The 11,054-nt window shown below is 43.2% G+C and carries 10 protein-coding genes; 4 read left to right on the forward strand and 6 right to left on the reverse strand.

The window, feature by feature from the left end; translation table 11 throughout:
- Positions 1-4 precede the first annotated feature (4 nt).
- On the reverse strand, positions 5-583 hold the full coding sequence (locus tag AC04MN_RS03010) for a hypothetical protein (protein ID WP_475381704.1): 579 nt from the start codon (positions 581-583) through the stop codon (positions 5-7).
- Entirely contained in the window at positions 580-1,764 is a 1,185-nt protein-coding gene (locus AC04MN_RS03015; RefSeq protein WP_475381705.1) for a hypothetical protein, read from the reverse strand. The genes AC04MN_RS03010 and AC04MN_RS03015 overlap by 4 nt, the downstream gene beginning before the upstream one ends.
- Positions 1,765-1,856: 92 nt before the next feature.
- Here AC04MN_RS03015 and AC04MN_RS03020 point away from each other — a divergent pair, with 92 nt between their 5' ends.
- The 3 genes from AC04MN_RS03020 to AC04MN_RS03030 all read left to right on the forward strand — a co-directional run bounded on the left by AC04MN_RS03020 (position 1,857) and on the right by AC04MN_RS03030 (position 5,615).
- Complete coding sequence (locus AC04MN_RS03020) at positions 1,857-4,154, forward strand: ATP-dependent helicase (RefSeq protein ID WP_475381706.1); 2,298 nt, start codon at positions 1,857-1,859, stop codon at positions 4,152-4,154.
- 4 nt (positions 4,155-4,158) lie between these two features.
- Complete coding sequence (locus tag AC04MN_RS03025; RefSeq protein ID WP_475381707.1) at positions 4,159-4,572, forward strand: EamA family transporter; 414 nt, start codon at positions 4,159-4,161, stop codon at positions 4,570-4,572.
- Positions 4,573-4,664: 92 nt separating this feature from the next.
- A complete protein-coding gene (locus tag AC04MN_RS03030; protein WP_475381708.1) occupies positions 4,665-5,615 on the forward strand; it encodes a sodium-dependent bicarbonate transport family permease in 951 nt (316 codons plus the stop codon).
- Here AC04MN_RS03030 and AC04MN_RS03035 read toward each other — a convergent pair.
- The 4 genes from AC04MN_RS03035 to AC04MN_RS03050 are packed head-to-tail and all read right to left on the reverse strand — an operon-like array spanning position 5,612 to position 9,314.
- Complete coding sequence (locus AC04MN_RS03035) at positions 5,612-6,850, reverse strand: alpha/beta fold hydrolase (protein ID WP_475381709.1); 1,239 nt, start codon at positions 6,848-6,850, stop codon at positions 5,612-5,614. The genes AC04MN_RS03030 and AC04MN_RS03035 overlap by 4 nt on opposite strands.
- A 3-nt stretch (positions 6,851-6,853) precedes the next feature.
- Positions 6,854-7,378: a lactoylglutathione lyase gene (gloA, locus tag AC04MN_RS03040; RefSeq protein ID WP_475381710.1), complete on the reverse strand. Its 525-nt coding sequence runs from the start codon at positions 7,376-7,378 to the stop codon at positions 6,854-6,856.
- A gap of 25 nt (positions 7,379-7,403) precedes the next feature.
- The gene (locus AC04MN_RS03045; RefSeq protein ID WP_475381711.1) at positions 7,404-8,102 is read right to left on the reverse strand and encodes a M24 family metallopeptidase; all 699 of its coding nucleotides are present in this window, start codon (positions 8,100-8,102) and stop codon (positions 7,404-7,406) included.
- 18 nt (positions 8,103-8,120) lie between these two features.
- The gene (locus AC04MN_RS03050) at positions 8,121-9,314 is read right to left on the reverse strand and encodes a KamA family radical SAM protein (RefSeq protein WP_475381712.1); all 1,194 of its coding nucleotides are present in this window, start codon (positions 9,312-9,314) and stop codon (positions 8,121-8,123) included.
- A gap of 286 nt (positions 9,315-9,600) precedes the next feature.
- Here AC04MN_RS03050 and AC04MN_RS03055 point away from each other — a divergent pair, with 286 nt between their 5' ends.
- Entirely contained in the window at positions 9,601-11,034 is a 1,434-nt protein-coding gene (locus AC04MN_RS03055; RefSeq protein ID WP_475381713.1) for a hypothetical protein, read from the forward strand.
- Positions 11,035-11,054: the final 20 nt, after the last annotated feature.

Below are 11,054 nucleotides of genomic sequence, written 5' to 3' on the forward strand. Positions count from 1 at the left end.
TCATTTAAAAAAGAATTCCCAGTTTTAAGCCTAAAATCCAAATCGGATTTTTTTGAATTTGCGAGGCAAAAAGCATCTTTCCGTCCAATGCTGCAATAAATTGCTGTTTTTCGAAAGCAGGAAGAGCAGTTTCGATTTTCGCGGATAAAAGACCCGCAGATTTCCAGGGCTGCGTTGATAAATCCGATGTTCCTAGAACTCGGGTCTCGATTTTGTCTTGATAAGACGCGGCTCCGGCCCCCAAATAGAATTGGTTGTTTCCAAGAAACGTCGACTGAGTGGGGTTAAGTAGAACCAGCAGTCTTAATTCAGACCGTTCGACTCCGACATTTAACGACTGATTTCCGGATTGAGTATTTGATTTCAGAACTTCAGCTTGCAGGCCCCAAAAGTTTTTGCGCAGCTCTAGCGAAGCACCCCATGCGGATTCTTGTTTATGATTTTTATCACTGCCATCAACAATTCTTAACTCGGGAGTAAACGGAGAAAAAATCCATGAACTATCACTTTGGGCCCACGCCATCTGATGCGTGAACAGAAAAGAAAGCAAAAGAATTAAAAATTTAAAGGTCGCAAATTTCATAGCTCGCTCAGCTTTCTTTTAATAATATCGTACACAGCATTGGGGGCCAGATATTCGTTCTCTTTCAGGGATAAAAACTGCCCCTTTAGCTCGGGCAAAGCCGCCAATAGTGCCTTCGCCAACAGACGCCGACTTTCAGTTTCGGAAATTTCTTTTTCGACTTTAAGTTGAGACGCCGCAACTTTGAGATGCCGAGACAGTTGAGTCCCCAGACCATATGAAACAAAATTTAAATACTTTGCTCTCGGTGATGGCTCATCAGCTTCTGTATCTAAAATATCTAGTTTTATTTTTTCTACAGAATCAAAAACTAGTTCTAGATTCTTTGGCTTTTCCAACGTGCGGCCTTCTTTTTCCCGAGGTAAAGACAAAGCCAAAAAGTCAGGGTTCCCTGTATAGATCCACGCCCATACATCTGCCAATCCTTCGTTGATTCCTCTGAAGACAACCTGGTGATAGAGTTCTCGTTGGGCCACGGATAGCTCGGCCACGGCAACTTTTTGTTCCCGCTCTGGGGGCTGACCAATAAAGACACCATCGTGAATATGATCCGTCGCAATTTGGGCTGCCGTATAGGTACTGCGAATTTCTGCGCCAATAAGTTTATTAAACAGCGAGTGGAAGTGTTCGTGAGCTAGCACTCCGGCATTGGCCATTAAAGGCAGTGAGCTGTCAGTGAATGGGACAAAGACGAAAGCATCGGTTTTAGAATCGTAAAAGGCATTATTCACAATTTTTAACGACTTATCTATGGCTAGTCCGACCGCTCGGGGGTATTTGAGGACTCCATCAAGACCTAACTGGGCATCCATTTTTTTAAACTCTTGAAAGTGATAGGCGATCATCGCTGCTTGCAGGCTTAAATCGTCCATCGCCTGAAACTGCGATTTGCTACCCTTGGAAAATTTAAAATTAGGACGTGCCCCTGAAATGGTAGACTCTCCCATGCGAGGGTAAAGGACGAAGCGAGCCGCCGAGCCCTCCAGGGTCGTATAGTCTTTGACGCCCTCTAAAACGACGGATTCCATCTTAAATTGCCCTTGGGATTCTACGGGAATACGGACAGAGCTTTGCCCATCGGCTGGCTTCAATTCTTTCGAGCCCATGCAGCCCGTTAAAGCTATCGAAGAGGCCAAAACTAGTGATAAGGTGCGAAGATCGCCAAAAAGTTTAATACGCATCGCGTTAGTTGTAGGCGAAGTTAAAGGTTTTCGCAATAAAAACCTCTACTTGGACAAACTTTGTCAGTCTGACTAAAAAGGGTACAAAGAGCATGGAAACTGCCGATAACATTACGAAAAGCCTTAATGGTCCTCAACGCCAAGCCGTCGAGCAGACCGAGGGACCCGTGCTTATTCTTGCCGGAGCAGGGTCCGGAAAGACCCGAGTTCTTACTCATCGCATGGCCTATATCATTGCGAAGGGCTTAGCCGCCCCGGAAGAGATCCTTTGTGTGACCTTTACCAATAAGGCCGCCAAAGAAATGGAACATCGTATTTACAAAATTCTGTCGGATCATAAAGTGGCCATTCATGCGCAGCTTTGGATCTCGACATTCCACAGCTTTTGCGTGCGTATTTTGCGACAGCACATCACTCTTTTGGACTACAAACCTTTCTTTGGTATCTACGACTCTTCGGACTCATTAAGCCAAATTAAAAAGGTTATGACGGCCTTAAATATCAACGACAAAATGTACCCACCAAAGAATTTCCAACATCGAATTTCAGGAGCAAAGATGTTGGGCTTGGCGCCGGAGGATATTGAAAAAGGCAGTCGCGGAGTCATGGATCCTAAAACTTTAGAGGTCTATAAAGCCTACGAAGTCGAAATGAAGAAATCGAATAACTTGGATTTCGACGATCTTTTGATAAAGACTCATGAGCTTTTCAAAATGTATCCCGATATTTTAGAGGCCTACCAGGACAAGTTTAAATATATCATGGTGGACGAGTATCAAGACACCAACCGCATTCAGTACTTATTGGTTCAAATGCTGGCAAAAGCTCATCGAAATTTATGTGTGGTCGGAGACGAGGATCAATCGATTTACTCGTGGCGAGGTGCCGACATCTCGAACATTTTAGGTTTTGAAAAAGACTTCACGGAGTCCTTAGTTGTGAAGCTAGAAGAAAACTATCGTTCTACTTCAAATATTGTTCGCGCAGCCACTGCGGTGATCAAAAATAATACTCAAAGAAAAGATAAGACTCTGTTCACAAGCAATTCCGAGGGTGATCTGATCCAGGTACGTGAAGAGCGTAATGAATACGACGAAGCGCGCTTTGTCGCGAAGACGATCGAATCTATGATGAACTCTGGCGAGGGAACTTATAATGACTATGCCGTGTTCTATCGGACCAATGCTCAATCTCGCGTTCTTGAAGAACAGCTGCGCACTCATGGTATTCCGTATCGTCTTGTCGGCGGAGTTAGATTCTATGATCGCATGGAAATCAAAGATATCCTAAGTTATATGAAGCTGATTGTGAATCCATCTGATGATATTGCTCTAAAAAGAATTATCAATGTGCCAGCTCGAGGCATTGGAAAAACCACAGTCGATAAAATCGAAGAAATTGCAGCGGAAAATAAAATCACTATGATGGAGGCGACTGAAAAGTCGATTTTAGATCGAAGCTTTAATGCTGGAACGACGGGCAAGCTTCGTCGGTTCTTAGATTTAACTGCGGACCTGGGGGCCACGTTTCGTTCGCCTGATTATACGCCTGAAAGCCTGCTCGAGATTTTGCTAGATAAAACAGAGTATTTAGCTTCGTTAAAGAAAGACGACTCTCCGGAGGCGGCGGCCCGAATTGAAAACATAGAAGAATTAAGTAATGCTATTGCTCAATTTTGCAAAGAGCGCGGAGAAGATGCCACTATTGTCAGCTTCTTGGAAGAGATGGCCTTGGTCAGCGACGTCGATAGTTTGGATCAAGAACAAAACGCCGTAACGCTTATGACCCTGCACGTTTCTAAAGGCCTTGAGTACCCTTATGCCTTTATTGTTGGTATGGAAGAAAATCTATTTCCCAGTGCACGCTCAACAGACCAAGAAGGTAAAGAGGACGTCGAAGAAGAACGTCGCTTAGCCTATGTTGGAATGACTCGGGCTCGGCAAAAACTTTGGTTAACTCATGCCCGTATGCGAAGAGTATGGGGAAATGAACAAAGCAATCCTCAGTCGCGCTTTATTAAAGAGATTCCGAAAGAATACTATGAGTTCAAGTCAGCCGTCGAAGCACCTCGCTTTATGGCTCGGCATGCTTCGTATGATGAAGACGATTCTGGTTGGGGACGTAGCTCTTACAATCGACCAACTTCAGCACGCAATACGATGCGTTCCAGTGATGATTACGACTCTCAAGATTTTCCTGATTACGACGGTGATGGAAGTTCGAACTCTGGTTACTCAAAGGGTATGAAGGTCCGTCATCCAACATTCGGAGCGGGAACGATTTACTCTATCGAAGGGGCCGGCGATACTTTGAAGGTCGGAGTCATGTTCCAAGACAATACCATCAAAAAATTCGTAGCCAAGTACGCTCGACTCGAGCGTATTGGTTAAAAGTATGGATAAAGCCACTCTTTACGCCATTGGTTCAGCTATTTTTGCAGCCCTAACTGCCCTTTTTGCTAAGATTGGAGTCGAATCTATTGACTCCAATCTTGCGACTTGGATTCGAACTATCGTAATTTTAGTTTTTACGAGCGCAATCGTATGGCACCAAAAGCTTTTCGTAAGTGAAATTTCAAATAAAAGTTTAATTTTCCTTATTATTTCCGGAATCTGTACTGGGGCCTCGTGGTTGCTCTATTTTAAAGCCCTTCAATTGGGAGAAATTTCTAAAATAGCTCCAATCGACAAATTAAGTGTTGCAATCACGATATTACTCTCTTTTGTGATCTTCAATGAACCCCTGAATCCGAAGACATTAATCGGAGGGGCTCTAGTCAGCCTTGGTGTCTTTATAATCGCATTTTAATTTTTTTTGTTAATTCACACTTTTTTGTATTTCAACAGATAAATGCTCAAATTTTGAGTTTACGCAAAATTCAAATTTCGGTAGGTTGAGCCATGAATATATTTAGCGGTTTAGATCTAATTATACTTTTCTTTGCTTTAGGTTTTTTTGCTTCTTGGGCTAAGTCTGACTTAAGATTCCCCGAAAATACTGCGAAATTTCTTTCCGTTTATTTACTACTAGCTTTGGGCCTAAAAGGCGGACATCAAGTTCGCGAGGCCACGAACCTGGATGGGTTTTTCGAAGTCCTGGGTGTTGGAATGCTCTCTTGTTTTGTCATTCCTTTTGTTATTATAAGACTTCTTAAAAAAGAATTAGGCCTTGAAAATGCGGCAGCCCTTGCTGCCAGTTATGGCTCGGTCAGTGCTGTTACCTTTATCGCTGCCAACTCACTTCTAAGCAGCCAAGGGATCGAAACCAGCGGGTTCATGGTGGCAGTGATGGCCCTGATGGAAGTACCTGCTATTGTTATTGCTTTGTTCCTTTATAAAAAGCACCATCAAACATCTCAGCAAAACTCTTCGGTGCTCAATGACACCCTGGACATTTTAAAAGGTAAATCAATCATGCTGCTTTTAGGTGGATTCGTGATTGGTTATCTTTTCCGCGAGCAAGAGTGGAAAGCCGTTTCAGTTCTTTTCCAGGATGCCTTCAAAGGCTTCTTGGCTCTGTTCTTATTGGATTTGGGAGTCAATGCGCAGGCGCAAATCTCCCAAGCCTGGAAGCAAAAAGGAAAAGCTGTCTTCGTTGCCCTACTTCTACCATTAATTCACGGAAGTCTTTTTCTAATATTAGCCAGCTTCTTCGATATCTCTGAAGGCAATCAGGTGCTGGTTGGAGTTTTGGCCGGCAGCGCTTCGTATATTGCAGCTCCTGCAGCAATTCGGTTTGCAATTCCAAACGCCAACCCTGCTTTCTATATTGCGCTCCCCTTAGGACTTACATTTCCAATGAATGTTATTTTGGGAATACCTTACTATTTGGCTTTAGCTAGAATATTCTAGTTCCGTCTGACCTGTATCCAGTTTTTATGTTCGACCGACCACGCCGAAGGCTCACCCAAAAGTGCACTGGTCAACATCCTCATATAAGTTTGTTTCAAAGACTCATCACCAGAGAATGGATCGAACAAGTCGCCACTCAAAGGTGTATGACCACCCTCTTTTAAAAGATTTAAAACTTTTGCTCCCTTGGCGACATGTTTAAAATGCAGAATTGCTTGATCTGCACTTGTCGCCCCGTCATGAGCTCCCTGAAAGTAGGTCACAGGCACATCAATTGGAAAATGGCGAGCCTCGAAATTTTTCCGAGCTGCAATTCCCCGACACAAAGACTTCGCTGGTAGGTCCTCTACCTTGTGCAAAGTTTTATTCTTAATCTGAAGTCCCCCAAAAGTCTTATCAGACCCCTGTGACAACTCCTGACAAGCGATAGCTGCATAAGTTCGAGCACTAAAACCAAGCTCTTCATCTTCAAAAGCTCGCGGACCAAAATTATTAAAAAAACCTGGAGAAAAAGAATCGGACTCTTTGATGGCTTTTAAAAAATCAGTGAACTTCTTTAAACCATCGTTAAATCCCATAAAATAAAACCCCAATCTGCTGAACCATGCCGAGTGCAGCTCAGTATTCTGAGACCACAGCAGTAGCATCTCTTTCAACTCTGGATCTAAATTCTGAAAATAGCTTTTTAGAATATTTTGTCGAAATGGAGCATTATGAAGGCTTTCTGAACCCGTGTATAAAGTGCCCTCAAGAACAACTGCGCGAACTAACTGGGGGTATTTTGAAGCTAACACCGTGGCCGGCGCTGTCCCGAATGACACTCCGTAAAGACTTGCTTTAGAAACGCCAAAATATTTCAAAATCGCCTTGGCATCATCTGCAGTTCCTTCAATCGAGTAACTTCCGTTATCTAAGTACTGAAGTTCATTTTTGGGTTTAGAACACCCGACACCGCGTTGATCCCAAAAAATTAAATTCCAACCTGGAATATCCCATTCGGAACCATGAGAGCTTTGGCCAGGGCCCCCATTAAAAAATAGAACGGTTGGCAATGTTGGATCAAAGGGCTTTCGCGTCCAAGCATAAAGCTCCCAAGGACCACTTTCGACCCAATGAAAGTACTCTTGCTGTGCATAAGCAGGATGCCCGCGCTCGCAAACTGCCGCAGCAAAGCTTGGAAGCATCAAAGTTGAAAGCAAAAAACTTAAAATCATCGCCAAGCCGGATCTTTTCATGAACTATCCCATCAAGGTATTTTGAACGATCTCGATCCAATATTGATCCGGATCTTTGATAAAGGCGATATTCTTCATTCCCCCCTCTGAAAGACGCTTCTGAAAGTTAACTTGAAGTCTATCAAATCGGGCACAGGCTTTGTGAATATCAGGAACAGAGATGCAAATATGTCCAAAACCGCGAGGCTCCGAGTTTCCATTGTGATACGGCATACCTTCTTGCGATTCCGTGCCCCAATTATGAGTTAATTCCAATACCGCCTCACGCCCAAAGGTATAAGTTGCATTTCCTACTGAATCACTGGGCACCTGAACGCCCTCAGGAACATATGCTAAAAAATAAAGAGAAAATTTCCAATCTGCAAAATCCAACTTACGAATCAACTTCATACCCAAAACGCGAGTGTAAAAATCCAAAGATGCCTTCGGATCTTTAATTCGAAGCATCGTATGATTAAAAACATACTTCTTAGTCTCTGTATCCGGATTCAAAAAATTCCCAGCAATATCCTGCAATCCATTTTCCATAAAATCTCCTTACTCTGCTACCGAGTTATCCCAAACAATCTTCTGTAAACGACCCGAATGTCTTACTTAAGTCAGTAATTTGAATTTCTAAGATCCATAGATCCGGCACAATTTCCTGTGCATCAAAGGCCCGTAAACTACCTCGATAAAATCCATGATGGGGAAAGTCACCAATGCGATGTCCATTGGCACCCTCATCAATCAGAACCCATCCACGCTGGCTCGCCAAAGACTCTGCATGCATATACAGCTCTGGCCCCCGGCATTTATTTTGGTGGAAATAGTCTTTTACTAAATCAAAAATTTCTTTCCCATCTAAGATGGCCTTACGACGCTGTTCTAAACGCAAAGAATCTGAAGGATCATTTGTTGGCATAACAAAACTTCGCCCGACATCCACTTCATATCCATCAATAATAGGACCCAAGTCTAAAAAGTAAATATCACCTGCAGATAAGCGATAAGATTCGTCAGACAACTCCCGAAAAGACTTAATCGTATTTGGTCCAAACCGAATTTTTGGTGGGTGCCAATTTTTTTCGACTCCAAACTCGGCCATCACATCTTTATACAAGGATCGTGCGTCCTCCTCGGTTTGCCCAGTGCAAATCAAAGTGTTTAATTTTTCTAGAATCTGCCAACCTATTTTCTGAGAATTTTTGAAGGACTCTTTATTGTAAGAAGCTCCGACCCCTTGAGGGTTCACTTCATTTGTTGAGCTCATAAACACTCCTCAGTAAGTTTATTTCTTGGCGTTCTTTAAAGACTGCCATTCTTCAGCATAGAAATCGGCATCAATTGGTTTAACGATTTGCTTGGGTTCGGGACTGACATAGTCCGCAGCAACACCATCCCAGCCAACAAAGCTGCGGCGAGTGCCCTCTTGCCCTACTTGAAAATTAGGAACAAGGTAAGTCTTTCCACCACCATCTGGTATATCGATCGAAAGATGAGGCATCGCCAATCCAGATAAATTCCCCCAAAGTTCTTTTTGTATTTGCAAAGAGTCCTCAACCGATGTTCGCAAGTGATCAGTTCCAATCGAGGGATCGCACTGAAACATATAGTAAGGCTTGACTCGCAAATAAAGTAAGCGACGATTTAAAGCCTGCACAATATGCGGATGATTATTAACACCGTTCAGTAAAACCATCTGGTTCATAACAGGAATTCCATTATCAACAAGATGCTCAAGCGCCATCGCCGCCTCTTCAGTCAATTCACGCGGATGGTTAAAGTGAACCATCATATAAACAGGCTTGAACTTTCGAATCATTTTCGCAAGATCTTCAGTGATACGCATTGGACACACCACTGGCATTCTTGTACCAATGCGTATAATCTCGACGTGTTCAATATTTCTTAAATCAGAAAGAACTCTTTCAAGTTGAGCATCAGATACTGTCAGTGGATCACCACCGGAAAGAATAATTTCGCGAATTCCCGTGTGTGATCGAATGTAAGCAAGCGCTTGCTCATACTCTTCATTTTTTACAAAGGCCTGCTCTTGACCGGTAAAATGTTTTCGCGTGCAAAAACGACAATAAACCGAGCAAATATCCGTAATCAAAAAAAGACAACGATCGGGATAGCGATGAATAATTCTCGGTGCGGGATTATTCTTTTTTTCTCCTAAAGGATCGAGCATCTGCTGCAAACCTGGTGCTAATTCAAATCGTGTCGGCATCAAAATACGTCTAAGCGGATCTTGTGCCTGACCTGAATGATTAGCCAAGGCCGCATAGTAGGGAGTTGTACGAATATTAAAAAGTTCTCCGCCGCCAGCAAAAGCTGCCAACTCATCATCCGTCAGCTTAAACACGTCCTTAAAGTCGCTTTCATTTTTCAATGACTTTCGAAGTTGCCAACTCCACTGCAACCAATCGGATTCCTGAATCTGAGGAGGCCGCGGGGCCTTTTTGAATTGTATTTTCATACTCGAGGGAGGCCTTTATAGCCCAAAATTGGCGCTTTGGGTACCTATCTTCAAACCCTCGAAAAATATACTCAACCCTTTGAAAACTCCTACTTTTTTGAATTTCTCAGATTGAGGCTTTAAAAAATCGACAGTTTCCCACAGTGAAACACTCCTCTGAATAGTCATTTTTTCCTTTAAATTACAAATACTTGCTGGCCAATACTGCCCCCTGCCGACTTGGCGTGGTTCACGCATTTCTGACAGATAACCAATAGGTCCGGAGCGACCTTTAATAGGAGGATGTATGAAAACTTTAACTTATAACCAAAGAAGATGGGCCCTTGCCAGTGTACTGATGGTCGCACTAACGGCAACAGCCTCATTCACAACTATTCCACAAGAATTTGGATCGAGAGATCTCGCATCCACTTCCGATGAAGGCGAAGTTGTTGCAACCCGCGTGGCAACTGACAAAGGTGTCGTTAAAGTTAAGTACATCAAAGATGGCGAAAAAGTGATGGCCGTCGTTCCTAAAACTGAAGGACAAGCGACTTGCGATTATTGCGGCACTTATACTTTAGATGTCAATTTTGATAAAAGTAAGACAGACCTTGAGACATTGAATGTAGCGCTTCTTCAAAAACTAAAACCAGCAGCTGAAGCTGCCCCGGCCAAACCTGAAAAAGCTGAAAAGGCTGAAGAAGGTGGCATCGTTCGCGGAGAAAATAACTTTGAGGACATCGAAAAGAAGTGCGAAAAGAAATCCGCTGAAGCCAAGCCGTCATGCTTAACATCAGAGCTTGCTAAGAAAATCGCAAAAAATAAGAATATCGAACAAGATGAGGTTGTAGCTTTCTATAAAGATCATGTTGCCGAATCTATCCGTGACCTTGTCACAGAGTCTCAGGCAAAAGTAAAAGAGCTTAGCTTCAACAGAAAACAATACAGCCAAGAAGATCAGATGCTTTTGGGGATGGATCCATTTGCCCAACAATTAGAGCGCGAAGAGTATTTGAACACAATTAGTGAGACTCGGGACTCTATTGAAAATGCACGCAAAGACCTTGCAGAGTCTTTAAGAAACCTTGTGAAAGCTTCAGGTGCTAAGTATCCAAAATTGCGCTCGGAAGTTACAAAGACAGTAACTGAAGTCATGCAAAGATCGGCCTTAGCTGTGCGAGAGCTCCGCTTAATGGCTGTGACTGATCTTCAAAACAAAAACCATACTGGATTCCTTCAAAAGTCTCACGAGGCAGACAATCTTCGCAATGAACTTTCAGAATGGTCTTATAAGTCTGTCAACGGTATTGAAATGGGACTGGATTATCTATCTGACCGAAAAGAAATCTCTTCTTCTGACCGCAACGTGTACTTGAAGTATATCCAGCAATACAATCAGAACATGGAGCAAATTCTAAAAGGTCCTACTTACAATGCTGACGGAACGGTCACTATGCCAGGTCCTCAGTTGAATCCAAACTCGAATGCGGCGACTCAAATTCAGCGCGAAGGTCTAACTACAATTAACGGAATGACGGTTCAGCTAAGTCCAGAACTGATCGCTCGTATCAAAGCAGAAACAGCTGGTGGCATGAGAACGGTACCTGAAAGCTTGAAACCGACGACTTCGACTGGGACTGTACAAGAGGGTTTTTACACTGACGGCTCTGCTTACACTGCCACTCCAGAGTTGATTCAGCAAAGACAACAGATTCGCTCGCAGTTCGGTCCTAAATAACTAAAACTGTAAACTTAAAA

Source organism: Bdellovibrio sp. ZFWA1 (assembly GCF_056175665.1).

Excerpts from the sequence above, each read along its gene's own strand:
- AC04MN_RS03010 (WP_475381704.1), bottom strand. The coding sequence starts at position 583 with ATGAAATTTGCGACCTTTAAATTTTTAATTCTTTTGCTTTCTTTTCTG.
- AC04MN_RS03015 (WP_475381705.1), bottom strand. The coding sequence starts at position 1,764 with ATGCGTATTAAACTTTTTGGCGATCTTCGCACCTTATCACTAGTTTTG.
- AC04MN_RS03020 (WP_475381706.1), top strand. The coding sequence starts at position 1,857 with ATGGAAACTGCCGATAACATTACGAAAAGCCTTAATGGTCCTCAACGC.
- AC04MN_RS03025 (WP_475381707.1), top strand. The coding sequence starts at position 4,159 with ATGGATAAAGCCACTCTTTACGCCATTGGTTCAGCTATTTTTGCAGCC.
- AC04MN_RS03030 (WP_475381708.1), top strand. The coding sequence starts at position 4,665 with ATGAATATATTTAGCGGTTTAGATCTAATTATACTTTTCTTTGCTTTA.
- AC04MN_RS03035 (WP_475381709.1), bottom strand. The coding sequence starts at position 6,850 with ATGAAAAGATCCGGCTTGGCGATGATTTTAAGTTTTTTGCTTTCAACT.
- gloA (WP_475381710.1), bottom strand. The coding sequence starts at position 7,378 with ATGGAAAATGGATTGCAGGATATTGCTGGGAATTTTTTGAATCCGGAT.
- AC04MN_RS03045 (WP_475381711.1), bottom strand. The coding sequence starts at position 8,102 with ATGAGCTCAACAAATGAAGTGAACCCTCAAGGGGTCGGAGCTTCTTAC.
- AC04MN_RS03050 (WP_475381712.1), bottom strand. The coding sequence starts at position 9,314 with ATGAAAATACAATTCAAAAAGGCCCCGCGGCCTCCTCAGATTCAGGAA.
- AC04MN_RS03055 (WP_475381713.1), top strand. The coding sequence starts at position 9,601 with ATGAAAACTTTAACTTATAACCAAAGAAGATGGGCCCTTGCCAGTGTA.